This window comes from Pseudomonas sp. M5, assembly GCF_016907075.1.
GTDB lineage: Bacteria > Pseudomonadota > Gammaproteobacteria > Pseudomonadales > Pseudomonadaceae > Aquipseudomonas > Aquipseudomonas putida_E.
In genome coordinates, this window is sequence record NZ_JAFBBH010000001.1 from 1986669 (window position 1) to 2009789 (window position 23121).

General features: G+C 62.2%; 25 protein-coding genes. All 25 read right to left on the reverse strand.

Annotation, left to right across the window (positions count from 1 at the left end):
- Positions 1 to 13: 13 nt before the first annotated feature.
- The gene (fliP, locus tag JOE27_RS08945; protein WP_012315511.1) at positions 14 to 781 is read right to left on the reverse strand and encodes a flagellar type III secretion system pore protein FliP; all 768 of its coding nucleotides are present in this window, start codon (positions 779 to 781) and stop codon (positions 14 to 16) included.
- Positions 781 to 1236 (reverse strand): flagellar biosynthetic protein FliO, encoded by a 456-nt coding sequence (gene fliO / locus JOE27_RS08950; RefSeq protein ID WP_046785348.1) that lies wholly within the window; start codon positions 1234 to 1236, stop codon positions 781 to 783. Before fliO ends, fliP begins: the two co-directional genes overlap by 1 nt.
- On the reverse strand, positions 1237 to 1701 hold the full coding sequence (fliN, locus tag JOE27_RS08955) for a flagellar motor switch protein FliN (RefSeq protein WP_012315513.1): 465 nt from the start codon (positions 1699 to 1701) through the stop codon (positions 1237 to 1239). It lies immediately after the preceding gene.
- A 47-nt stretch (positions 1702 to 1748) separates the two neighbouring features.
- Positions 1749 to 2717, reverse strand: coding sequence for a flagellar motor switch protein FliM (fliM, locus tag JOE27_RS08960; protein ID WP_012315514.1), 969 nt, complete (start codon positions 2715 to 2717; stop codon positions 1749 to 1751).
- A gap of 9 nt (positions 2718 to 2726) precedes the next feature.
- Positions 2727 to 3224, reverse strand: coding sequence for a flagellar basal body-associated protein FliL (gene fliL, locus JOE27_RS08965; RefSeq protein ID WP_204918561.1), 498 nt, complete (start codon positions 3222 to 3224; stop codon positions 2727 to 2729).
- A 122-nt stretch (positions 3225 to 3346) separates the two neighbouring features.
- Positions 3347 to 4654 carry a flagellar hook-length control protein FliK gene (locus JOE27_RS08970; protein ID WP_204918563.1) on the reverse strand — a complete coding sequence of 436 codons (1308 nt, stop codon included), beginning with the start codon at positions 4652 to 4654 and terminating at the stop codon, positions 3347 to 3349.
- Positions 4655 to 4726: 72 nt separating this feature from the next.
- On the reverse strand, positions 4727 to 5074 hold the full coding sequence (locus tag JOE27_RS08975; protein WP_177010789.1) for an Hpt domain-containing protein: 348 nt from the start codon (positions 5072 to 5074) through the stop codon (positions 4727 to 4729).
- A gap of 48 nt (positions 5075 to 5122) precedes the next feature.
- Positions 5123 to 6817, reverse strand: coding sequence for a fused response regulator/phosphatase (locus tag JOE27_RS08980; RefSeq protein ID WP_204918565.1), 1695 nt, complete (start codon positions 6815 to 6817; stop codon positions 5123 to 5125).
- Between the two features lie 5 nt (positions 6818 to 6822).
- Complete coding sequence (locus JOE27_RS08985; RefSeq protein ID WP_012315519.1) at positions 6823 to 7128, reverse strand: STAS domain-containing protein; 306 nt, start codon at positions 7126 to 7128, stop codon at positions 6823 to 6825.
- A 77-nt stretch (positions 7129 to 7205) separates the two neighbouring features.
- A complete protein-coding gene (fliJ, locus tag JOE27_RS08990) occupies positions 7206 to 7658 on the reverse strand; it encodes a flagellar export protein FliJ (protein ID WP_115274184.1) in 453 nt (150 codons plus the stop codon).
- 6 nt (positions 7659 to 7664) lie between these two features.
- Positions 7665 to 9023: a flagellar protein export ATPase FliI gene (gene fliI, locus JOE27_RS08995; protein WP_046785353.1), complete on the reverse strand. Its 1359-nt coding sequence runs from the start codon at positions 9021 to 9023 to the stop codon at positions 7665 to 7667.
- Positions 9013 to 9777 (reverse strand): flagellar assembly protein FliH, encoded by a 765-nt coding sequence (gene fliH, locus JOE27_RS09000; RefSeq protein WP_119687541.1) that lies wholly within the window; start codon positions 9775 to 9777, stop codon positions 9013 to 9015. Before fliH ends, fliI begins: the two co-directional genes overlap by 11 nt.
- 118 nt (positions 9778 to 9895) lie before the next feature.
- Positions 9896 to 10915 (reverse strand): flagellar motor switch protein FliG, encoded by a 1020-nt coding sequence (gene fliG / locus JOE27_RS09005; RefSeq protein WP_012315523.1) that lies wholly within the window; start codon positions 10913 to 10915, stop codon positions 9896 to 9898.
- On the reverse strand, positions 10908 to 12686 hold the full coding sequence (gene fliF / locus JOE27_RS09010; RefSeq protein ID WP_115274182.1) for a flagellar basal-body MS-ring/collar protein FliF: 1779 nt from the start codon (positions 12684 to 12686) through the stop codon (positions 10908 to 10910). The genes fliG and fliF overlap by 8 nt, the downstream gene beginning before the upstream one ends.
- A 15-nt stretch (positions 12687 to 12701) precedes the next feature.
- Positions 12702 to 13034 (reverse strand): flagellar hook-basal body complex protein FliE, encoded by a 333-nt coding sequence (fliE, locus tag JOE27_RS09015; RefSeq protein WP_012315525.1) that lies wholly within the window; start codon positions 13032 to 13034, stop codon positions 12702 to 12704.
- Positions 13035 to 13174: 140 nt separating this feature from the next.
- Positions 13175 to 14551, reverse strand: coding sequence for a sigma-54 dependent transcriptional regulator (locus JOE27_RS09020; protein WP_196998245.1), 1377 nt, complete (start codon positions 14549 to 14551; stop codon positions 13175 to 13177).
- The gene (locus JOE27_RS09025; protein WP_204918567.1) at positions 14551 to 15768 is read right to left on the reverse strand and encodes an ATP-binding protein; all 1218 of its coding nucleotides are present in this window, start codon (positions 15766 to 15768) and stop codon (positions 14551 to 14553) included. The genes JOE27_RS09020 and JOE27_RS09025 overlap by 1 nt, the downstream gene beginning before the upstream one ends.
- Before the next feature lie 234 nt (positions 15769 to 16002).
- A complete protein-coding gene (gene fleQ / locus JOE27_RS09030; RefSeq protein WP_115274180.1) occupies positions 16003 to 17478 on the reverse strand; it encodes a transcriptional regulator FleQ in 1476 nt (491 codons plus the stop codon).
- Between the two features lie 165 nt (positions 17479 to 17643).
- Positions 17644 to 17940, reverse strand: coding sequence for a flagellar protein FliT (locus tag JOE27_RS09035; protein WP_119687542.1), 297 nt, complete (start codon positions 17938 to 17940; stop codon positions 17644 to 17646).
- 13 nt (positions 17941 to 17953) lie between these two features.
- Positions 17954 to 18349 carry a flagellar export chaperone FliS gene (gene fliS / locus JOE27_RS09040; protein WP_039603508.1) on the reverse strand — a complete coding sequence of 132 codons (396 nt, stop codon included), beginning with the start codon at positions 18347 to 18349 and terminating at the stop codon, positions 17954 to 17956.
- Positions 18350 to 18550: 201 nt separating this feature from the next.
- Entirely contained in the window at positions 18551 to 19966 is a 1416-nt protein-coding gene (gene fliD / locus JOE27_RS09045) for a flagellar filament capping protein FliD (RefSeq protein WP_119687543.1), read from the reverse strand.
- A gap of 82 nt (positions 19967 to 20048) precedes the next feature.
- Complete coding sequence (locus JOE27_RS09050) at positions 20049 to 20402, reverse strand: flagellar protein FlaG (protein ID WP_119687544.1); 354 nt, start codon at positions 20400 to 20402, stop codon at positions 20049 to 20051.
- A 71-nt stretch (positions 20403 to 20473) separates the two neighbouring features.
- Complete coding sequence (locus JOE27_RS09055; protein WP_012315533.1) at positions 20474 to 21328, reverse strand: flagellin domain-containing protein; 855 nt, start codon at positions 21326 to 21328, stop codon at positions 20474 to 20476.
- A 218-nt stretch (positions 21329 to 21546) separates the two neighbouring features.
- A complete protein-coding gene (locus JOE27_RS09060) occupies positions 21547 to 21795 on the reverse strand; it encodes a hypothetical protein (protein WP_125924739.1) in 249 nt (82 codons plus the stop codon).
- Positions 21792 to 23084 carry a 6-hydroxymethylpterin diphosphokinase MptE-like protein gene (locus JOE27_RS09065; RefSeq protein WP_125924740.1) on the reverse strand — a complete coding sequence of 431 codons (1293 nt, stop codon included), beginning with the start codon at positions 23082 to 23084 and terminating at the stop codon, positions 21792 to 21794. The genes JOE27_RS09060 and JOE27_RS09065 overlap by 4 nt, the downstream gene beginning before the upstream one ends.
- Positions 23085 to 23121 lie beyond the last annotated feature (37 nt).

Sequence of the window (23121 nt, forward strand, 5' to 3'; positions counted from 1 at the left end):
CTCCTTGACGGCGTCAGACGCCGCCGAAACTGCCGGCCAGGGTGCCCATGATCAGCGCCCAGCCATCGACCAGAACGAACAGCATGATCTTGAACGGCAGCGAGATGATCAACGGCGACAGCATCATCATACCCATGGCCATCAGCACGCTGGCGACCACCATGTCGATGATCAGGAACGGAATGAAGATCATGAAACCGATCTGGAACGCCGTCTTGAGCTCCGAGGTGACGAACGCTGGCACCAGGATGGTCAAAGGTACCTGATCAGGCCCGGCGATATCGGTGCGCTTGGACAGGCGCATGAACAGGTCAAGGTCGCTCTGCCGGGTCTGCGCCAGCATGAAGTCCTTGAGCGGCCCCTGGGCCTTGTCGATCGCCTGCTGGGCGGTCATCTGCTCCTTAAGGTACGGCTGCAGTGCATCCTGGTTCACCCGGTCGAACACCGGGGCCATGATGAACATCGTCAGGAACAGCGCCATGCCGGTCAGCACCTGGTTCGACGGTGTCTGCTGCAAGCCCAGGGCCTGGCGCAGGATCGAGAACACGATGATGATTCGGGTGAAGCTGGTCATCAGGATGACGAACGCAGGTATGAAACTCAGCGCCGTCATGATCAACAGGATCTGCAGGCTGACCGAGTATTCCTGCTGCCCGTCCGGGCCGTTGGACAAGGTAATGGCCGGGATCGACAGCGGGTCGGCGGCCAAGGCCAGCGGCGCGGCCAACAGCAGCGCCAGCATCAACAACAGGCCCGACAGGGTACGTAGCGCGCCGCTCATCACTTCTTGTCCTTATGATCCTTGCCCATCAGCTCCATGAGGCGCTGGGCAAACTCCGGCGTCGCCTGGCGGGCGCTGGCAGGTACTTCCACGGGCTCGGCCAGCACATGCAAGGCCTCGATGCTGCCCGGGGTATGGCCGATGAGGATCTGCTCCTTGCCGACCTGCACCAGCAACAGCCGGTCACGCGGGCCGATGGCGCGGCTGCCGATCACTTCGATAACCTGGCCACCCTTGGGTGCCGCGCCCTGCATACGGCGCAGCAACCAGGCCAGGAAGAAGATCAGGCCCACCACCAGCAGCAAGCCCAGCACCATTTGCGCCAGTTGCCCACCCAGGCTGCCGGGCGCCGCAGCTGGCGGCGTGGCCACCACGGCCGGCGCGGCAGCGGCGATCACCACTTCGCTGGCGAGCAGCGCGGCAAGGGCCGTGACGGCCCGTATCGTGCCCTTCACTCAGCGCAGCTTCTTGATACGTTCGCTGGGGCTGATCACGTCAGTCAGGCGGATGCCGAACTTCTCGTTGACCACAACCACTTCGCCGTGGGCGATCAGGGTGCCATTGACCAGTACATCCAGCGGCTCGCCGGCCAGGCGGTCGAGCTCGATCACCGAGCCCTGGTTGAGCTGCAGCAGGTTGCGGATGTTGATTTCGGTGCTGCCCACTTCCATGGAGATGTTCACCGGGATGTCCAGGATCACGTCCAGGTTCGGGCCTTCCAGGCTGACGTTTTCTTTCGGCCGTGGCGAGCTTGCGAACTCTTCCATCGGCAACCGGCCGGCACCGGCGCTACCGCCGTCGCCACCGAGCAGCGCATCGATGTCAGCCTGGCCGGCATCACCGGTTTCTTCCAGCGCCGCCGCCCATTCATCGGCCAGGGCCTGGTCTTCCGGGGAGGTGATCTCGTTTTCGTTAGCCATGATGTCCTCGACAGGCATTCAATTCGTAGTGAGCGACCGGCACGCCGTCAGCGGCGTTCGATCGGGTCGATGATCTGCAGGGCCAGGTTGCCCTTGTGCGAACCCAGGCGCGCCTTGAACGACGGTACGCCATTGGCACGCAGCACAAGGTGCTCCGGCAGCTCCACCGGGATCACGTCACCCGGTTGCATGTGCAGCACATCGCGCAATTTGAGTTGGCGGCGGGCAACCGTGGCACTGAGCGGTACGGAAACGTCCAGCACGTCTTCGCGCAGGGCCTTCACCCAGCGCTCGTCCTGGTCGTCCAGGTCGGACTGGAAACCGGCATCGAGCATTTCGCGCACCGGCTCGATCATCGAGTAGGGCATGGTCACGTGCAGGTCGCCGCCGCCACCGTCCAGTTCGATATGGAAGGTCGACACCACCACTGCTTCGCTCGGCCCGACGATGTTGGCCATGGCCGGGTTGACTTCGGAGTTCATGTACTCGAAGTTGACCGGCATGATCGCCTGCCAGGCTTCCTTGAGGTCGATGAAGCACTGATCCAGCACCATGCGCACCACCCGCAGCTCAGTGGGGGTGAACTCGCGGCCTTCGATCTTGGCGTGACGACCGTCACCACCGAAGAAGTTGTCCACCAGCTTGAACACCAGCTTGGCGTCCAGAATGAACAGCGAAGTGCCGCGCAGCGGCTTGATCTTGACCAGGTTGAGGCTTGTCGGCACGTACAGCGAATGCACGTACTCACCGAACTTCATCACCTGCACCCCCCCAACCGCCACGTCGGCGGAGCGGCGCAGGAGGTTGAACATGCTGATACGGGTGTAGCGGGCGAAACGTTCGTTGATCATTTCGAGGGTCGGCATGCGCCCCCGCACGATCCGATCCTGGCTGGTCAGGTCGTAGCTTTTGATGCTGCCAGGCTCGGCAGCGCTCTCGGTCTGTACCAGCCCATCATCGACGCCATGCAACAGGGCGTCGATCTCATCCTGGGACAGCAGGTCCTGTACGGCCATTGCGGACTCCTACTGCAATACGAAATTGGTGAACAGCAGCTGGTCTATCACCGGCTTGCCGACTTCCTTTTGCGCCACTTCCTGAACCACTGCGGTGGCTTTCTGGCGCAGCATCTCCTGGCCCACGGAGCTGGCGGCCAAGGTGTCGAAGCCCTGCCCGGAGAACATCATCACCAGGTTGTTGCGGATCACCGGCATATGCACCTTGAGGGCATCAAGGTCGGCCTGGTTGCGGCCCTGCAGGGTGATGCTCACCTGCATGTAGCGCTGGCGGCCGTTCTGGTTGAAGTTGACCACGAAGGCCGGCGCCAGGGGCTCGTAGATCGCCGCATGCTTGACGTTGGCCGCTGCCGGGTCGGCCGCGGGCGCCGACTCGCTCTTGTGCATGAAGAACCAGGTCGCGCCTACCGACAGGCCGACCGCCAGCAGAAGGGCCAGCACCAACAGCAGGATCAGCTTGAGTTTGCCTTTAGTGGCGGGGTCTTTCACTGCGTCGCTCTTCGCCATGCCAATAATCCGTCGTCCATCGGGGTTTCAAATGAGGATGACGTGGCTTGAGCAAGTGTTATGCCAGATTGGGAATTTTTGCCTGTACCGGCCCTATCGCCTGCGAAAGGGCCATCAGCAACTCACGCGTAGAAATCGACCGCACTGTCGCCAACGACCACCTGCTGCTCCACCGGCCGTGAGGCATCGGCAAGCTCACCCTGCTCGGTACCACCGCCATTCTGCGCCCGCCGTGCGGCAACGCCGGACAGCTGTGAACCGTCCTGCTGGGCTTGCTGTTGCTGCCCGCGCGACTGGTCAGCCACGTTGACGTCCGGCTGCGCCAGCCCCTGCTGGGCAAACAGCTCGCGCAGGCGATGCACCTGGCTGTCCAGCGCATCGCGCACGCCCGCATGGCCGCTGATGAAGGTCACCTGGGTGGCCTGGTCGGCCGCCACGTTGACGCGGATATCCAGGCGGCCAAGCTCGGCCGGCTCCAACTGGATGTCCGCCGACTTCAGGTTCTGGCTGGACAGGTACATGACGCGGTTGACCAAACCTTCGGCCCAGGCGTTCTGGTTCATCGGCAACGGCTGATGCAGCGGATTGCCGGTCACCGGTACGGCATTGGCCGTCTTGGCCGTGGCAGCCTGGGTCAGGCTCGCCAAGCGGTTGGCGAAATCGTCGATTCGGGTATCACTGGAGGCGCTCTTGGTGTCTTTGAGGCCATCTTCGAGCAACGCACCAAACGCCTTGTCCCCGCTCTCCGATTGCCCTGCCTCGGCCTCGACCTTGTCCATCAAGGTCGCCAAGGGATTGACGGCTGGCTGACCATCCTCGGCGCCGGCCTGGGAAGGATCGGTGGCGTGGGCCGAGGTCGTGCCCTTGGCCTGGGCAGTTTGCTCCAGCGCCAGGCGCAGGGTCGGCAAGTTGGCCAATGGGTCGGCATCAGGGTCGAAGGCCTGCGCTGCCGGGTCCTCGGGCAGCTCTTCGGTTGTCGGGGCTTGCGGTAACTGGACCGCTGCCTGAAGCACCGGCGCCACGGCTTCAGCCTGGGCTTGCAGCAACTGCGCCCCCGGCTGCGCATCGGTCACCTGGCCCGCCACCAGGCTGGCGTCCAGCGAGGTCGATTCACTGCCAGGTGCGCTATCGGCACTGGCTTGCGTCTGATCGTCAGCTGGCAACTTATTGCCGTCATCGGCAACCGCCGGTTTGTCGGCAGCCTCTTTCTTGCCGCCTTGGGCGACCTCGGGTTTGTCTTTGGACTTGGCCTGGGCAACCTTGTCATCGCGTACCGGCGCTTTGTCATTGCCCTGCTTGGCCATTACCTGATCGAAGCCGCTGCCCTGCCCGCCCGAGGCCTGCAGCGGCTTGTCCACCTGCGAGGCACCCGCACGCGACGGCTTGCTCAGCGTACTGGTTTGCAACAAAGGATTAGGTGCGACAGGCATTGAAGGGTCTCCGCGCCAGAAACAAAGGTATCGTTCAGGCACATACAGGCAAAAGTCGAGCCAACTGGCCGATCAGCCTGCGGAAACCCGCTTGCGCTCGCCCTGATAGAAACGCTGCACCTCAAGATACTCCTGGTCGATGCGGTTGATCAGCTCTTCTATGCCATGCAGCGAGCGCTGCTTGACCCGCTCCTCCAGTTGATGGCAAAGCTGCGCCAGCCCGACCGCACCCATGTTGCTGCTGCTGCCCTTGAAACTGTGCGCAGCCACGCCCAACTCATCGGCGTTCCTGGCGCCATGAAGTTCGTCAAGACGCCGCCCGGAATCTTCCAGAAAGGTTTCCAGCAGTTGCAGGTAGCCATCTTCCATGACCTCCTGCAGCTCACTGAGCACCCTGTGATCAATATGCATGTCAGTCACTTGCTCACTCCTTGATCAAGCAGAATTATGCCTCAAGCGCCAAACAGCTCACCAATCGAACTGCACCCATGCGCAACGGCCACCGTCCCGCCACCCGGCACTACTACCAAGGCGCCGTACCAGGTGCAACCCTCGACCACTCAATCCATGCTCACGGGAAGGACGCGCCAGCACCCGCTGCACATCGAACCCAGCACCACTGTCACGAACTTCGATCATCAGACGACCGCCTGCAGCCATCGGTTCCACCTTCAGATCGATGCGCACGCTGCCCTCGGTCAACACACCGAGCCTGCGGGTGCGTTCCTGATAATAGTCGGCAAACCCATGCACATCGCGCTTGAGCCGCGAATCCAGGCCCAGCACACCGTGCTCCAGCGCATTGGAATACAGCTCGCTTAGCACGCTGTGCAGGGCGCCGGTGCGGGGCCGCAAACCGTGGATTTCCTGCAGCAACTGCACAAGGTACGGCACCGGGTTGAAACGTTTGAGGCTCTCACCGCGCAACTCGAAGCCCAGCGACCAGTCCAGCGGGCTGGAGCGCCCACTATCAGAATAGATGGTTGGGGCCGGCACCCGCTCCTGCGCAGTGAACATGCGGATATCGCACAGGCTGATGTCATCTCTGGGACACCCGCCGAAGCGCTCCAGCGCCTCCATCACCTCGTCGAAAAGCCGCGCCGGGTCACGATTGGCCGCCAGCACCGCGCGCAAGCGCTCGACACCGAACAACGTCTGCGCTTCGTCGGCTGTATCCACAACGCCATCGGACAGCAGTAGCAGCCGCTCCCCCGGCGCCAGCGGCAACACCTCGGTACTGTCATCGAAGCGCTCCGGCGCCAGGATGCCCAGCGGAAGGTGGCGCGAACCCAGCATGGAAAGCACCTCGCCGCCGGCCGACAGCCGGTAACCATCCGGCATGCCTCCGTTCCAGACCTCCACCGAGCCGCGCTGCACGCTCAGGCTGAGGAGCTGTGCGCAACAGAACATGTCTACCGGCAGGATGCGCTTGAGCTTGGCATTCATCTCGCGCAGCATCTGCGCCAGGCCGTAGCCCTTGGCAGTCATACCGTAGAACACTTCTGCCAGGGGCATGGCACCGACTGCGGCGGGTAGCCCATGCCCGGTAAAGTCACCCAGCAGCACATGCATGTCGCCGGATGGAGTGAACGCGGCCAGCAGCAAGTCGCCGTTGAATAACGCGTAAGGCGACTGCAGGTACCGAATGTTCGGCGCCGTGATGCAGCCAGAATGGGCAACCTTGTCGAACACTGCCTTGGCCACCCGCTGCTCGTTGAGCAGGTGATGGTGATGCCGGGTGATCAGGTCACGCTGCTCCAGCACCGTGGCCTGCAACCTGCGCAGGCGGTCCATGGCGCGGATCTTGGCACCAAGGATCACCGCACTGTAGGGCTTGGCCATGAAGTCGTCACCACCGGCCTCCAGGCAGCGCACCAAGGCCTCTTCCTCGTTGAGCGAGGTAAGAAAGATGATCGGTACCAGGGCCTCGCCGGCCAATGCCTTGATCTGCCGCGCAGCTTCGAAACCGTCCATGACCGGCATCAGGGCATCGAGCAGAACCAGCTGCGGGCGCTTTTCGGCAAACAGCTCAACGGCCTGCTGGCCGTTTTCGGCGGTATACACGTGATGCCCCTGGCGCCGGACGATCTGGGCCAGCAACAGCCTATCCGTGGCCCCGTCTTCGGCCACCAGCACAGTCAACGGCTGTTCGGCCGGCGTCATGACGCTCAACTGATAGCGAACAGTTTGTCGAAATTGGAGATGGCAAGGATCTTGCGCACATCTGAACTGGCATGCACCACGCGCACGTCCGATTCATCGCCACCGGCGTGATCACGCAGCAGCAGCAACATGCCGAGGGCGGAGCTGTCCAGGTAAGTGGTGTCTTTGAGGTCGACCACCACCGAGTCCGGGCGCTTGGGCTGGCGCTCGTAGGCATCGCGAAACTCCTGATGCTTACCGAAATCGAAGCGGCCTTTGATCTTGATCGTCAGCTTTTTCTCGTCCTGCGAAAAATCAGTCTCGACTGCCATGCTAGCGATTCCTTCGATGATGGCGAATGCAACAATTCAAGGTTTAGCAGGCGGGGGGCAGAGCTGCAAGCTGCAAGCTAGATGTGGCCTTGCCTTGGCAACCGCTGTGACAATTCATCCAGCAAGCGCTGCTCGCGTTTGTCCTCGGCGCGCCGCGCCTCTTCCAGGTAACGCTGCACCAGTTTGCGCAGGCCCTCTACCCGGGCATAGGCTTGCTGCCAGGTGCCCCTGGCGTTCTTCAGGTTGTTCTGGTGCCATGTCAGGCTTTGGCGCTGCTGGGTCATGGCCGCTTCAAGCTGCCCCAGAAAGCGCTGGTAGTTGACCAGCCAGCTGCCATTGACGCCTTGGCCACCGCGGTCGATCCATTGCGCCTGGTAACCCTCACGAAACGACTCGAGCTCAGCCAGCTTGGCCTGGGCCTGAGCCACCAACTGCTGAAAGTGCCCCAGCCGCTGGGCTGCCTTGCGTTCGGCCTCCTCGGCCATCTGCACCACTGGCGCCAGGCGCGCGGCACGGCTAGGCGTACTCATGGCCTATCAACCGTTCGCCGGAGGCGTGAAGATCGCCCCCAACTGCTGTCGGCTCTGGTCCATGCCGACATTTTCGTCCAGCCCTTGGCGCAGGAAGTCCACCAGTTTTGGCTGCAGGGCAATGGCCAGGTCGGTTTCAGGATCGCCGCCTGCCACATAAGCGCCGACACTGATCAGGTCGCGGCTTTGCGACAGGCGCGACCACAGCTGCTTGAATTTTTGCGCCTGGCGCAGATGATTGGCATCGACCACCTGGGGCATCACCCGGCTGATCGAGGCTTCGATGTCGATAGCAGGGTAGTGGCCTTCCTCGGCCAGCCGCCGGGACAAGACGAAGTGGCCATCGAGCACGCCCCGCGCCGAGTCGGCAATCGGATCCTGCTGGTCGTCACCTTCGGACAATACGGTATAGAAGGCCGTGATCGAGCCACCACCCGGCTCACCGTTACCGGCGCGCTCCACCAGCTTGGGGAGCTTGGCGAACACTGATGGCGGATAACCACGGGTAGCGGGCGGCTCGCCGATTGCCAAGGCAATTTCACGCTGGGCCTGGGCAAAACGGGTCAGCGAATCCATCAGCAACAGGACGTTCTTGCCTTTGTCGCGGAAGTACTCGGCAATGCGCGTGCAATACATGGCCGCGCGCAAACGCATCAACGGCGCGTCGTCGGCCGGGGATGCGACCACCACCGATCGCTTGAGCCCCTCTTCACCCAGAATATGCTCGATGAACTCCTTCACCTCGCGGCCCCGCTCGCCAATCAGGCCAACCACGATGATTTCGGCTTCGGTGAAGCGAGTCATCATGCCGAGCAACACCGACTTACCGACACCGGTACCGGCGAACAGGCCCAGGCGCTGGCCCCGGCCGACGGTGAGCAGGCCGTTGATGCTGCGAATGCCCACGTCCAGTGGCTGGCTGATAGGGTCGCGGTTGAGCGGGTTGATGATCGGGCCGTCCATCGGCACCCAATCCTCGGCCTTCATCCCGCCCTTGCCGTCCAGGGCGCGACCGGCGCCATCGAGCACCCGGCCGAGCATACTCATGCCCATGGGCAAACGGCCGCTGTCGTCCAGTGGCACCACCCGCGCCCCGGGCGCGATACCGGCGATGCTGCCGACCGGCATGAGGAAGATCTTGCTGCCAGCAAAGCCCATGACTTCGGCTTCGACCTGCACCGGGTGGTACGAGTCGTCATTGATCACCAGGCAGCGTGCGCCCACTGCGGCGCGCAGCCCCTCGGCCTCCAGGGTAAGGCCGACCATGCGCAGCAGGCGGCCTTCGACCACCGGCTGCACGGGCAGCTTGATCGTCTCGGCGTAGCCACCCAGGCGTTTGCCGAAGCTGGTGCGGTCAAGGCGCATCGTTGGCGCCCAACTCGATCGATACATCCGGCGCCGCCGGGTGCAGGGACTGGTCGTGCAACTGGTCGAACAGCTGGGCCACGGCCTTTTCGATACGGGTTTCCATGGTCGCGTCAATGCGACTGTGCGCAGTCTCGATGCGACAACCCCCTGGCAACAGGGCATCATCCTCAAGCAGCTTCCAGCTCTCCTCGTGGCGTTCGCGCAGGGCCTTGGCCAGCTCGAAATCCTGGGGATTGAGGTGAATGCGGATATTGTCCGCCCCCATGGGCAGCAGCTTCAACGCTTCACGCAGTACTTGGGTGATCTGACTGGAGTCGCTATGCAGTTCGCGACCGATCACCTGGCGCGCCATGTGCGCCACAAGGTGAACGAGGGTCTTCTCGATCTGTGTGTCCTGTTCGGCGATAGGCTCGAGCAGGTGTGCCATCAGTTGTTCCAGGTCAGCCAGCCGGGCATTGAGCGCCTCCTCAGCCTCCTGTCGCACCTTCAACTGGGTGCTGTGAAAACCCTCGCGCTCGCCGGTGGCGAAACCTTCGTTGTAGGCCTCCTGCCGGATCGCTTCGAGCTCTTCAAGCGTCAGTGGCTGGACTTCCTCCAGCGGCACTTCCTCGACCTCTTCCTCGATGATTTCGGGTTCCGGTTCCGGCTCCGGTTCCGGCTCAGGGTCGAAGCTGGGCAGTGCCCACACATCGACGCCTTCCAGGTCACGTGCACGAATCAGGTCGCTGGGGTGAGTTTCTTTGCTGGACATTGGCATGCCTGGTGTTGAAAGCGGGATGAGCTGCAAGCTGTTAGCTGCAAGCTGCAAGAAGAAGCAGGCTGTGCAGCGTCTGGCTTTCCCTTGTAGCTTGCAGCTTGTGGCTTGCCGCTTAAATCATTTCCTCGGCGCCCTTGCCGCCGAGCACGATCTCGCCGGCCTCGGCCATGCGTCGGGCAATGGTGAGGATTTCCTTCTGCGCCGTTTCCACGTCGCTGACGCGCACCGGGCCCTTGGCCTCGAGGTCGTCGCGCAGCAGTTCCGAAGCACGCTTGGACATGTTCTTGAAAATCTTGTCCTTGACGCGCTCGTCGGCACCTTTGAGCGACACCACCAGCACATCGGAGGACACTTCGCGCAGCAGCGCCTGGATGCCGCGGTCGTCGACATCGGCCAGGTTGTTGAAGACGAACATCAGGTCTTCGATCTGCTCCGACAGGTCGTTGTCGACCTCGCGGATCGAGTCCATCAGCGCACCTTCCACAGAGCTGTCGAGGAAGTTCATGATGTCGGCGGCGCGCTTGATGCCACCCAGGGTGGTGCGTGCGGCATTGGAGTTCCCCGAGAACTGCTTCTCGAGAATCTGGTTCAGTTCCTTGAGCGCGGCAGGCTGAACGGTGTTGAGCGACGACACGCGCAGGATGATGTCCAGGCGCACCTTGTGGTCGAAGTTGCTCAGCACTTCGCCAGCCTGATCGGGGTCGAGGTAGGCGACCACGATGGCCTGAATCTGCGGGTGCTCGAAGCGGATCACATCCGCCACCGCCCGTGGCTCCATCCACTTGAGGCTGTCCAGGCCGCTGGTGTTGCCGCCCAGCAGGATGCGGTCGATCAGGCCGTTGGCCTTGTCCTCGCCCAGGGCCTGGTTGAGCATCTTGCGGATATAACCGTCGGAACCTACGCCCAGGCTGGTCTGGTCGCCGACGATCTCGACGAACTCGCTCATCACCTGCTGGACCTGCTCGCGGTGCACGTTGCCCATCTGAGCCATGGCCACACCGACCCGCTGCACTTCTTTGGGGCCCATGTGCCGCAGTACCTGGGCGGCATCGGTCTCACCCAGCGAGAGCAAAAGGATTGCCGCCTTGTCGGTGCGGCTCAGCTTGGCGGTAACGGCTCGGTTATCACTCATCGGCGTTGATCCACTCTTTCACGACCTGGGCGACACGGCCCGGGTCTTCGGCCACCAGGCCTTTGATTGCGTTGAGCTGTGCCTCGTAACCCTCGCTCGGGCTTGGCAACAGAATGCTTGTCGGGCCACCCAGGCTGACGCGGTCGTTGGCCAGTTCGCCATCCAGACCGATCATGCCGCCCAGCTCCATGTCGCTGTCCGTTGCAGCAGCCTGCTTGCCGCCGCCAGTGATGTTGTTGAGTACCGGGCGCAGCACGCCGAACACCAGTACCAGGATGAACACCACGCCCATCACCTGCTTGACGATGTCCCAGAACCAAGGCTGCTGGTAAAACGCGATGTCGGCGATTTCTTCGCCCCGGTCGGCGGCGAACGGCACGTTGATCACCGTCACGCTGTCGCCACGGCTGGCATCGAAGCCAACGGCGTCCTGTACCAGGCGGGTGAAGCGCGCCAGGTCTTCGGCGCCCCACGGCGCACGGGTGGTCTCGCCGGCGGCGTCGACCTTGACCTGGTCATCGACCACTACCGCCACCGACAGACGGGTCAGGCGACCCTGCTGCTGGCGGGTGTGGCTGATCGAGCGGTCCAGTTCGAAGTTCTTGGTGGTCTGCAGACGCTTGTCGGCCGGGTATGGCGCGAGCATTGGCTGGCCGGTGGCCGGGTCCATGATCTGCTGGCCATTGGCATCCACCAGCGGCTGGCCAGGCTGGATGGCACCGGCAGCAGGGGCTGCGGCGGTGGCGTTTTCAGGCGCTGCGGCACCTGCCGGCGGCTGGTTGCTCAGCGCGCCCGGCACACCTTGCGGCCCCGAACTGCTGGCGCGCTGCTCGTTGACCGACTGCTCGCTGCGCAGCGCCGGCTGGTCCGGGTTGAACTGCTCGGAAGTGGACTCCACTGCGCTGAAGTCAAGGTCGGCAGACACCTCGGCCTTGTAACGGTCGTTGCCCAAGACGGGTTGCAGGATGTTGTGCACACGCTGGGTGAGCATGCCTTCCATGCGGCGGCTGTAGTCGAACTGCTTGCCAGCCATGGTCAACGCCGTGTCCTGCAACTGGTCGGAGAGCAGGTTGCCCTTCTGGTCGACCACGGTGACCTGCGACTTGTCCAGCTCGGGCACGCTGGTGGCGACCAGGTTGACGATCGCCATCACCTGGCCGGCTTCCAGCGAACGGCCCGGGTACAGTTCGACCAGGACCGAGGCGCTTGGCTTGCGCTCATCGCGCACGAACACCGAGCTTTTCGGGATCGCCAGGTGCACGCGCGCCGCCTTGACGTTGTTCAGGCTGGAGACCGTACGGGCCAACTCGCCTTCCAGGCTGCGACGGTAACGGGTAGCTTCCATGAACTGGCTGGTACCCAGGCCCTGCTCTTTGTCGAGCAGTTCGAAGCCAACATTGCCGTCGCTTGGCGCAACGCCGGCGGCTGCCAGTTTCAGGCGCGCACGGGAGAGGTCGTCGGCCTTGACCAGCAGAGCACCGGAATTGGGCTCGACATTGTAGGGGATGTCTGCAGCGGCCAGGGTATCCATGACCTGCTTGGTGTCCATGCCCGCCAGGCTGCCATACAGCGGGCGGTAGTCCGGCTGTTGCGACCACAGCACCACGGCGAAGCCGATCGCCACGCTCGCCGCCAACCCGACCAGCAGGCCGACCTGACGCAGCATGGGCATCTGCGAGATGTTTTCCAGAAACGCCATGCCGAACAGCGGCGGTTTGGACGCTGGCGGGCCACTTTTGGCGGGGGCGTTATCGACGACTGCTTCAGCCATGACTTACTTCCGTCCTCAAACCGGCATCTGCATGATGTCCTGGTACGCCTGGACCAGCTTGTTGCGTACCTGGGTCAGCGCTTGCATGGAAACGCTGGCTTTCTGCGAGGCGATCATCACGTCGGTCAGATCGACACCACTCTTGCCGATCTCGAAAGCATTGGCGAGCTGGGTCGACGCCTGCTGGGTCTGGTGCACTTTGCCGATGGCCTGGCCGAGCATGTCAGCGAAGCTGCTCTGGCCTTCTGCCAATTCGGGGGCAGCAGTGGCTTTTGGCAGCGACATGGCATCGGCCTGCATGGCACGCATGTCCAGCATCAGACGATTGAATTCAACACCTTGGCTCATGAACTTCTCTCTCCGGCGGCCGCATTTTTTTGACACTCATGCGGCGGATAGCCTCTCTAAGCAACAACAGTGCCAGCCTTTGAAAGCTTCAAGCTTCAAGCCAGGCTGCGGTGCTCTTGCGCTTGCTTGTAGCGTGTAGCTCACCCGTACAGGCTGGCTTCCACGTCGAGCCCGGCATCGCGCATTTGTGCCAGCTTGTAGCGCAGGGTACGCGGGCTGATGCCAAGCCGCTCGGCAGCCTCCTTGCGGCGACCGCGCTCGGCGCGCAAGGTGTCGATGATCATCTGGAACTCATGGCGGCGCATGTCATCGCCCAGGCCACCGGCCTCACCTGCCGGCTCGACCGCCACGGGCAACGCCGCGGCTGGTGCAACCGCCGACAAGGGAATGGCGCCGGCCAGACAAAAATCCGCCGCCTCGATCACCCCGCCCTGCTGCAGGATCAGCGCCCGCTGCAAGGCGTTGTCCAGCTCACGCACATTGCCTGGCCAGGCATGGGCCTGCAGGCAGGCCTGCGCCGCAGCAGACAGGCGCACCGGCGCATGCTTCATCTTCGCCACATGCCGCGCCAGCAAGCGCTCGGCCAGCGGCAGGATGTCACCGGCACGCTCACGCAGCGGCTGCCAGGCCAACGGGAACACCGACAGGCGATAGAACAGGTCTTCGCGGAACCGCCCGGCCGCCACTTCACCGGCCATGTCGCGATTGCTGGTTGCCAGCACGCGGATGTCCAGGGCAATCGGCTTGCGCCCCCCTACCCGCTCGACCTCACGTTCCTGCAAGACACGCAACAGCTTGGCCTGCAGGCCCAGAGGCATTTCGGAAATCTCGTCGAGCAGCAAGGTGCCACCCTCGGCCTGCTCGAATTTGCCGGCCTGCGCCGCAATGGCGCCGGTGAAGGCTCCTTTCTCGTGACCGAACAAGGTCGCCTCGAGCATGTTGTCCGGGATGGCCGCGCAGTTGATCGCGACAAATGGCTGCGCTGCACGCGGCGACTGTTGGTGAATGTACCGCGCAAGCACTTCCTTGCCGGTGCCCGACTCACCCGAGATGAGTACGGTCGAATCGCTGCGGGCCACACGTGCAGCAAGCTCCAGCAATTGGCGGCTGGCAGGCTCGCTGGCCACCGGCCCTTCGTCCTCGACCGCACTCAGGCGCCCGGCGGCATGGCGCTCGACCAGGCTCAGCAGCGCCTTGGGCTCGAAGGGTTTGACCAGGTAATCCACAGCGCCCTGGCGCATCGCCTCGACAGCGCGCTCCACGGCAGCGTGAGCGGTCATCAGCAGCACCGGCAATTGCGGGTGCTGGCGACGCAGGTGCGCCAGCAACTGATGCCCATCCATCCCCGGCATGTTCACGTCACTAATGACCAGGCTGTACGCGTCGCTCTGCACCGCCTCCAGCGCTTCTTCCGCGCTGCCGACAGCACGATAGGCAAAACCGCCGATCTCCAGGGTATCGCCAAGCGCCTGGCGCAACGCGCGGTCATCCTCGACCAGCAGCACCTTGATGAGCATCATGCGACCTCCGCAGGCTGCCCGCCGATCAACGGCAACTCCACCCTGACGCAGGTGCCACGCCCTACCCTGGAGCGCAGCTGCAACTTGCCGTGGTGCGCCCGCACCACGGCCATGACCACCGCCAAGCCGAGCCCGGTGCCGGTAGCTTTGGTGGTCAGGAACGGCTCACCCAGCCGACCCAACAGGTCGGCATCGATGCCGCTGCCGGCATCGCTGACGCACAGGTGCAGGGTGTGCGCGCGCCGATACAGGTGCACTTTGAGCCGCGCAGCGCCAACGCTTGCCTGCAGGGCATTCTCGATCAGGTTGAGCATGGCACCGACCAGGGTGTCGCGATTGCACAGCAACTCACCCAGGTGGCTGTCGCACTGCCAACGCACGGCATGGCCCTGGACATGAGGCTGGGCAGCCTGCTGCAAGGACTGGAACAGGCCCTTTGGGCTCAACCGGTCACCCAGTGGCAGCTCGCCGCGGGCGAACACCAGCATGTCGCGCACCTGGTGCTCCAATTCGTGCAGACGTTCCTTGAGGCTGCCGGCGAAACGCCGGCGGGTCTGTGGCGCAAGCTCACGCTCGTCTTGCGCCAGGTGGCTGGCATAGAGCATGGCCGCCGACAGCGGCGTACGTATCTGATGGGCCAGCGAAGCGACCATGCGCCCCAGCGAAGACAGGCGCTCATGGCGTGCCAACTGGTCTTGCAGACGACGAGTTTCGGTCAGGTCGTTGAGCAGCACCAACTGGCCTGGCTCGGCATCCAGCGAACGCGTGGCAATGGACAGGCGACGGCCATCGCGCAGTGACACCTCATGCCCGTCATCCTTGCGCGGGGCGAAGCTGCGGGCGATCACCTGGCGCCACAACTGGCCGAGCAAGGGTTCACCCAACAGTTCACAGGCCGCCGGATTGGCTTCGCGCACCAGGCCCTGGTCATCGATGACGATCACCCCGCCGGGCAGCAGGGCCAGCAGGTTCTGCAAGCGATTGGCCAGGCGCTCTTTCTCGTTCAGCTCGGCCATGCGCTGGGCGCCGACCACCGCCAACTCGCCTTTGAGTTCGCTGACGCGGGCCTCGAGCATGCTGTAGGACTGGTTGAGCTGGGTGGAGACCTGGTCGAACAGGGCGAACGCCTGCTCAAGCCCCTGTCGACTCTCCTGTTCGACGGGGGTAGGCCCCTGCGGATCAGGGGCTCGGGAAACATGGGCGGCCTGGGGCATCGTGCTCTCTCGCGTGGCTGACCGTCATAAAAACGGTGTGGTGCCAGCGGTGTAGCAATAGCCGTGCCGGGGCTGGGGGTTTGTGCTGCCTGCTCGGGCCCTATCGCCGGCAAGCCGGCTCCCACCACGACCGCGCTGCTCTTCAGGTTTGCGCTTTACCTGTGCAAGCAAAATTTCTTAAAGCCGGCGCAAATCCATGTGGGCTTGCCGGCGATTGTGGCGGTACAGGCGAAGTCAATCTTCAGCCTGCTCCTCACCGCCCTGGCGGCTCATGCCGTACTTGCGCATCTTCTCCACCAAGGTGGTACGCCGAATACGCAAACGTTCAGCCGCCCGCGCCACGATACCGTTGGCGTCGTCCAGCGCCTGCTGGATCAGCCCCTGCTCCAGGCTGCCCAGGTAATCCTTCAGGTCCAGGCCCTCAGGCGGCAGCATGGCATGGTTGGCAAAGCTCGGCGCGTGGCCGTTGATCGCCACGCGCTCTTCGAGGTCGCTGCGCAGGCTGTCGACCAACTGCTCGTCTTCATCGTCGATGTAGCGGAATTTCTTCGGCAGCTCCGACACACCAATCACCCCGTACGGGTGCATGATCGCCATGCGTTCGACCAGGTTGGCCAGCTCGCGCACGTTGCCAGGCCAGCCATGCCGGCACAGCGACATGATCGAAGCAGAGTTGAAGCGGATCGAGCCGCGCTTCTCATGCTCCATACGCGAGATCAGCTCGTTCATCAGCAGCGGAATGTCTTCCACACGCTCACGCAACGGCGCCATCTCGATCGGGAACACGTTGAGGCGGTAGTACAGGTCTTCGCGGAAGGTCCCACCCTCGATCATGGTCTCAAGGTTCTTGTGGGTCGCGGCGATGATGCGCACATCGATGCTTTGGGTCTTGTTGCTGCCCACGCGCTCGAAGGTACGTTCCTGCAGCACACGCAGCAGCTTGACCTGCATCGGCAGCGGCATGTCGCCGATCTCGTCAAGGAACAGAGTACCGCCATTGGCCAGCTCGAAGCGCCCGGCACGGCTGGTGATGGCGCCGGTGAAAGCCCCCTTCTCGTGGCCGAACAGTTCGCTTTCCAGCAACTCGGCCGGGATCGCCCCGCAATTGACCGGCACGAACGGCGCTTCGCGGCGTTTGGAGTGGTAATGCAGGTTGCGCGCGACCACCTCCTTGCCAGTACCGGACTCACCAAGAATGAGCACGCTGGCGTCGGTATCGGCGACCTGCTGCATCATCTGCCGAACATGCTGGATGGCGCGGCTGGTGCCCACCAGGCTGCGGAACAGGTTGGGCTCGCGCTGACGGCCACGCTCACGGGCCTGGTCGTACATCTCGCGATAGACCTGGGCACGGTGCAGGGAGTCGAGCAGCTGGCTGTAGCTGGGCGGCATCTCAAGGTTGGCCAGCACGCGACGGCGAAGCTCTTCGGGGAAATCCGCAGAAGAAATTTCGCCGATCAGCAATACCGGAAGGAACTCATCCCACCCGGCCACTGTCTTAAGCAACCCAAGCACATTGCCTGGAGCATTCACGGTTCCGATGAGCACGCAGAGCACTTCACGGCTGGAAGACAATGCCCCCACCACCTGCTGCCAATCCAGGCTGGAGCAGGGCAGGTTTTCTTCGCCGAGGAAGTTCAGAACCACCGCCAGATCGCGGCGGCGGGCGCTGTCGTCATCGATCAGGAGAATCTTGGTTTCACGCCACATGCAATAGCAACTTCCCTAGTCATATCGGCGCCCGAGGGCGTGCTCGACATCATTCAGACTGAATGGTCAGTGTTCGGACGTCTGAAATTCGAAAACAGCCACTAGTAAAGTCAAAAAAAAGCATGCAGTCAAATTAATGGCGCATGGCTTTTAGGACATCTGTGGTCAAGTGAACAGATGGTATACCTTAGCGGCGTTTTTCGCCTGACGGATTTGCACCATCTCGTCGACTATCGATTGACGCTCACCGCTTGCAACTTCAATTAACTTCCCGTAGACCGCTAGCAGGCCCTCAAGGCTCGAGCGTACCGCGTCTTCATTGCTGAGCGCCTCAGCCAGAACGTCCTCGACACAAAGACGGCACTTCAGGTCAAGCTCACCTACCGCATCCCAGTCACGGCTGGCCAATGCGGCAAGCAACTCGCTGCGAGTCCGCTCGATACCCTCGATCACCTTGCTCATAAAACCTCCCGGCTCAGGGGACCATCGACTGTGGGCCGATCGCGTCCCAGCCTTCCTTGACAGTGCTCAGCAAGTCCCTGACCTCGTCCAGGATCGCCGGATCGTTCTGGATATTGGCCTCACTTAGACGACGAGTCATGTACAGGTAGAGGCTGTCGAGACGATTGAGCTCGTCAGTCATGTTGTCACGGTCCAGACCTTCGCGCAGGCCGCCAATGATGCCAATAGCCTTGCCTATCGCGATGCCCTTGCCGGCGATGTCCTTGCGCTGCATCGCGCCACTGGCCTGGGCAATGCGGTCCAGGCCACCCTCCATCAGCATTTGCACCAAACGATGCGGGCTCGCTTCAGAGGTCTGCGCCTGGGCGCCAATCTTCTGGTACTGCCGAAGGGCTAACATTGGATTCATGGGGTACCTCGTCACCACGGGGTTGCTGTATGACCGGGCTATCGGCGCGGCGTCAAAAAACTTTAGGGAGAATACAAAAAAGCCCGACCAAGCGTCACGCTTCGTCGGGCTTTTGGCGTTTGTTTACCGTGCCTACATCGTAACACGCGCGCGGCGCCATACAGTGTGACGCCGCGACCTTGCCATGAAGCCTCAGGCAGATCAGGAGTTCTTCTGTTGCGCTGCCATTGCTTCAAAAATGGAAACGACGCTGTCGCGCTGAGCATTGAGCTGCCCAACCAGGGTGTCCATGGTGTTGTACTTCTTGGTCAGCGACGCTTCCAGGTCCTTGATGCGGGCATCCAGAGAGCTCTGCTCCATGCTCAGGCTTTTCTTGGCAACCTCAAGCGACTTGTTGCGCTCATCCAGCACACCACCGGACGCAGAGAACGGCTCCATGGTCTTGACCATGCGATCGAGCAGGCCGCCGTCACCATTGAACAGGTTCTGCACCTCGCCACCAAGCTTCTGATCATTGATCGCCTTGGTGAACTTGGTGCTGTCGAACTCCAGCAGGCCGCTACTCTGAGCGGTATTGATCCCCAACTGCGAAAGTACCGTCAATTGCCCCGAACCACCGGTACCGGAGACCACCAGTTCATTACGCATGGCCGACAGCATGCTGCGCACTGCCGGGTCACCCGACAGAGCCGGAGTGTTCCAGCTGCCGTCTGCCGCCTTGGTCGACACACTCACACTGTTTATCGTATTCACCAACGCGTTATAGGCATCGACGAACGACTGCACCGACTTTTTCAGGCCCTCAGTGTTGGCAGCCACGGTGACGCTGACCGGGCTGAGCGTTTCGGTCTTGGACAGCAGTTCGAACGTCATGCCACTGATCGCGTTATCGACCTTGTTCGATTTGCTGGTGAGCTTCATGCCATCGATATCGAACTCTGCATCTTTTGCGAGTTCGCCGATACGGCCAGCACCGCCCGCATCGGCCATCTGCGTTGCCGGGTCGATGGTCAGGTCAGCGATCCCCGAAGTAGAGATGTCCGAACCTTCGCCCATGGTTTCGGAGCTCAACACCAACCGCGAACCGGTACCGTCGTTAACGATGTTGGCGGTGAAGCCCTTGCCGCTCGCCTGGGCGTTGATCGCATCACGCGCCTGCTGCAGCGTAGCGTTGGCCGGAATGGTCACATCGAAGTCGACGCTATTCTGGGTGATGGTCAACGTGCCACCACTGGCGGAAACAACCGAGCTGCTGTCGGTGAAACGCTGACTGGCTACGCGCGACGCCGTGGCCAGCTGGGTAACCTGGATCGAATAGCTGCCGTTGACTGCCGCACTGCCTGCCGTGGCCTTGACGTATTTGTCGTTGGAGGAGGCTGCCGTCGACCCGAGAAACGCAGGGTTGGCACTGTCGTTAAGCTTCTCCAGCGCCGTCTTGTAGGCGGTCAACGCACTTTTGAGGCTACCCACCGCCGAAATCGATGCGGTGTTCGCCGACGTGCGGCGGTCGAGCTGGCTCTGCTTGGGAGTCTTTTCGGCATCAACCAGGGCCTTCACAATGGCCGAGGTATCGAGACCGGAACCCAGCCCCAAACTCGGTAGAATTGGACTTGCCATTACATCCTCCTTTCTGGTTAACGCCCAAACGCAGAGTTGCCTGATCAGCGCCGGTGCAACAATTCAAATGACCGGCCGGCTGTCAGACTTTCTCATCGAAGAGCAAACTATTGACATCTTGCAGGCTTCGGGCCAGCTCCAGCGCTGTTTCCGACGGGATCTGACGGATCACCTCACCGCTATCGCGGGCAACGACCTTGACGATCCACCTGCCGGTGGAATCATCCACCGAAAACTCCAGGTTGCGCTGCAACGACTGGACAAAATCTTGAATTTCCTTGACGGCCGATTGTAACTCGGCCTCGCTCTTGGGAGCGTCTTGCTGCAGTGTCTTGCGCAGCTGACCTGAAACCTTGTCAGCAGCTGTATTGTGCTCGGTGTTGCCAACCAGCGACGACACCGGATACGACGGGCTTGACTTGACGCTTATGTCCATCGCACATCACCTTTAAAAAGTAAAAAGCGAGAGAGCGCATGAGCACTCCCTCGCCGAACTTCATCGCGCTATTACTGAAGCAGTTTCAGTACGGCGGATGGCAGCTGGTTAGCCTGAGCCAGAACAGAGGTCGAAGCTTGCTGCAGGGTCTGCTGCTTGGTCAGCTGAGCGGTTTCTGCGGCGAAGTCGGTGTCCTGAACTCGGCCCATGGCGGCAGCCGAGTTTTCGTTCATGCTTTGCAGGTTGTTGATGGTCGACTGGAAGCGGTTCTGGATAGCACCCAGGTCCGACTTCTTGGTGTCAACGGTCTGCAGAGCAGCGTCGATCGCGGTAATGGCGGCGTCGACGGAGGTGTGAACGGCGGAGTCGGAAGTACCCGAGATCGCCAGGGTGCCAGTGCCGACAGCCAGGGTCGAAGCAGCGAACGAGGAAGTCATCGAAACGCTCAGGATCTGGCTGGTACCAGTCATCGCGCCAACCTGGAACTCCATGGTGCCAGCGGTGCCGTTCAGCAGTTGCTTGCTGGTACCGAAGGTGGTGGAGGTCGCGATACGAGTGATCTCGTCGGACTTGGCCGCGAATTCTTTGTTCAGAGCAGCGCGTTCAGTGGTGCCGTTGGAGTCGTTACGTGCCTGCAGAGCCAGTTCACGCATACGCTGCAGGATGTTGGTGATTTCCGACAGCGCGCCTTCGGCGGTCTGGGTGATCGAGTTACCGTCGTTGGCGTTCTTGATGGCAACGGTGGTACCGGTAACCATGGTCTGCAGCTTGTTGGCGATCTGCTGACCAGCAGCATCGTCTTTAGCGCTGTTGATACGCAGGCCGGAAGACAGGCGAGTCATCGAAGTGCTCAGCGCGTCGGAAGCTTTGTTCAGGTTCTTCTGCACGCCCAGCGAAGTGGTGTTGGTGTTTACGGTTAAAGCCATGACGAATTCCTCGTTGGATGGATACTGCGGCTTCCGGCCCTGGCGTCCGCCGGGTGTGGCCTAGAGAACCTTCGTAATGGTTATCGTCGGGTTTGCAAGTTGCTTTAGGGCTTTTCCAAAAAAAAATGCCATCACCACGCCACCCCCTTGCAAACCGGGCTTTACAGCCGTTCCCCGCGATGCTTTCGCCAACCACGAAGTGTGATACAGCTCACACTTCAGCGCGAGGCCGCCTGCTCGATCAGATGCAGCAGCTCATATTCGAGGTAATCGGCCAGCGCCAGCCAGTCCTGGCGCTGCTGGGCATCGAGCATGGCCTGCATGACCACCGCCCCCGCTTTTGGATCGACCTGCGGCAATACCTCATCGAACAGCTCGACCATACGCAACGCCGCCTCCACATCCCGCCCAAGGCGTAACAGCGTGGCGCATTCGCGCGCCGCGCGCCCTTGATCGGCAGCATTCATGAACAGAACTCCGGATCGAAAGTGGTGCCGGCGATGTGCGCGCCGGCACGACTGGTGTTGTGGAACCGCACCTGGGGATGGCGCGCAATGAACCGCTCAAGCTCGATCAGGTAACTGCGGAAGTTAAGCTGGGTACGTGCCCGCTGGCCATGGCCATCCAGCACCCAGTGCTGCGCCGCCGCAATCGCCGGGCCGAGTACGCCATCGTCCCAGCCTGTGTGGGTGCGACCACCCGGGAAGGCGAAATCAGCGCCGAAAAACGTAATGCGCACGGCCCCCATCTTCACAGCCAGGTCCGTAGCAGGGTGAATCACGCTTCCCCCAACGAACAACTCGGCGCGCGGTATGGCTTGGCGCACCTGTGCATACAGCGCACTGCCGGAATAGGCTGTGTAGCGTGGCCCACGCCAATTACCGAGCAGCTCGACGTCCAGCATCGGCATGTAGACCAGGGTGGTCGCAGCCGAGTCTTGCGGCGGCAAGTGATGGAGGCGGATCTTATGGTCGACACTGACCACGATGTCAGGCTGGATTCCGGCGCGCAGCAGGGGGATATAAGCGGTGTCGACGCAGATGAACAGTGGCCGCTCGGCCTGAGCGCGCACCCTTGCCAATGCAGACAGGTGCCCGGCCAAGGTTGGCCCGGTGGCAATCACATAGCAGTCACGCCCGGCCTGGCTACCGAACAGCGCGGCCACATCAGGGTCGTGGCGCAACAACGGCAAACTGTCTTCGAGCAGCTTCTGCAAGCGCGGGTCGGCCACATCGAAAGCGCGATTGCTGTCTGCCAGGTGGGCCTCGCTGATCAGACGGTCGCGCACCTTCGCATTGAAGTCATCGGCCAGCACGCGTTCGGAAGGCAAGGCGAAGAACGGCAAGGCGATTTCCGCGCTGTCGCCGGCATAGGCCAGTTCGACGCGCGGGTCGGCAAGCCAGTCGGACTGATCCAGCAGTTGCAGCACCAGCTGGAACAATGCGCCATTGAGCAGGTACACCTGCAACCGCACGAGCCCAGGCCGCTCCAGCAGCACGCGCTGCAAGTCACCCAGCCCACTGCCATAGAGATGAAGAGTGGAACTGTCTTCAGGCAGGCTCGCGGCCTGCAGGCGCGCCTCGGCAAGACGATCGTGACGACTTGTGAGCTGGATGCCACACACGCTCAGGGTAGACCCCAGCCCCTCCACCAGCTCGACCTCGAGCGCACTACACGCCTCGCCTTGCAGGCGCTCGTACAGTGCCGGCCAGCGGGCCTGCAGCACTTCAGCGTTACGCTGGAAAAACTCGCTCATGGGTTGAGCTTCCCTTACCTGCGAAACACCGAAGAGT

Bases quoted from the DNA above. Each gene is read 5' to 3' on its own strand.
- fliP (WP_012315511.1), bottom strand. From the start codon at position 781: ATGAGCGGCGCGCTACGTACCCTGTCGGGCCTGTTGTTGATGCTGGCG.
- fliN (WP_012315513.1), bottom strand. From the start codon at position 1,701: ATGGCTAACGAAAACGAGATCACCTCCCCGGAAGACCAGGCCCTGGCC.
- fliM (WP_012315514.1), bottom strand. From the start codon at position 2,717: ATGGCCGTACAGGACCTGCTGTCCCAGGATGAGATCGACGCCCTGTTG.
- fliL (WP_204918561.1), bottom strand. From the start codon at position 3,224: ATGGCGAAGAGCGACGCAGTGAAAGACCCCGCCACTAAAGGCAAACTC.
- JOE27_RS08970 (WP_204918563.1), bottom strand. From the start codon at position 4,654: ATGCCTGTCGCACCTAATCCTTTGTTGCAAACCAGTACGCTGAGCAAG.
- JOE27_RS08980 (WP_204918565.1), bottom strand. From the start codon at position 6,817: ATGACGCCGGCCGAACAGCCGTTGACTGTGCTGGTGGCCGAAGACGGG.
- JOE27_RS08985 (WP_012315519.1), bottom strand. From the start codon at position 7,128: ATGGCAGTCGAGACTGATTTTTCGCAGGACGAGAAAAAGCTGACGATC.
- fliJ (WP_115274184.1), bottom strand. From the start codon at position 7,658: ATGAGTACGCCTAGCCGTGCCGCGCGCCTGGCGCCAGTGGTGCAGATG.
- fliI (WP_046785353.1), bottom strand. From the start codon at position 9,023: ATGCGCCTTGACCGCACCAGCTTCGGCAAACGCCTGGGTGGCTACGCC.
- fliH (WP_119687541.1), bottom strand. From the start codon at position 9,777: ATGTCCAGCAAAGAAACTCACCCCAGCGACCTGATTCGTGCACGTGAC.
- fliG (WP_012315523.1), bottom strand. From the start codon at position 10,915: ATGAGTGATAACCGAGCCGTTACCGCCAAGCTGAGCCGCACCGACAAG.
- fliF (WP_115274182.1), bottom strand. From the start codon at position 12,686: ATGGCTGAAGCAGTCGTCGATAACGCCCCCGCCAAAAGTGGCCCGCCA.
- fliE (WP_012315525.1), bottom strand. From the start codon at position 13,034: ATGAGCCAAGGTGTTGAATTCAATCGTCTGATGCTGGACATGCGTGCC.
- JOE27_RS09020 (WP_196998245.1), bottom strand. From the start codon at position 14,551: ATGCTCATCAAGGTGCTGCTGGTCGAGGATGACCGCGCGTTGCGCCAG.
- JOE27_RS09025 (WP_204918567.1), bottom strand. From the start codon at position 15,768: ATGCCCCAGGCCGCCCATGTTTCCCGAGCCCCTGATCCGCAGGGGCCT.
- fleQ (WP_115274180.1), bottom strand. From the start codon at position 17,478: ATGTGGCGTGAAACCAAGATTCTCCTGATCGATGACGACAGCGCCCGC.
- JOE27_RS09035 (WP_119687542.1), bottom strand. From the start codon at position 17,940: ATGAGCAAGGTGATCGAGGGTATCGAGCGGACTCGCAGCGAGTTGCTT.
- fliS (WP_039603508.1), bottom strand. From the start codon at position 18,349: ATGAATCCAATGTTAGCCCTTCGGCAGTACCAGAAGATTGGCGCCCAG.
- fliD (WP_119687543.1), bottom strand. From the start codon at position 19,966: ATGGCAAGTCCAATTCTACCGAGTTTGGGGCTGGGTTCCGGTCTCGAT.
- JOE27_RS09050 (WP_119687544.1), bottom strand. From the start codon at position 20,402: ATGGACATAAGCGTCAAGTCAAGCCCGTCGTATCCGGTGTCGTCGCTG.
- JOE27_RS09055 (WP_012315533.1), bottom strand. From the start codon at position 21,328: ATGGCTTTAACCGTAAACACCAACACCACTTCGCTGGGCGTGCAGAAG.
- JOE27_RS09060 (WP_125924739.1), bottom strand. From the start codon at position 21,795: ATGAATGCTGCCGATCAAGGGCGCGCGGCGCGCGAATGCGCCACGCTG.
- JOE27_RS09065 (WP_125924740.1), bottom strand. From the start codon at position 23,084: ATGAGCGAGTTTTTCCAGCGTAACGCTGAAGTGCTGCAGGCCCGCTGG.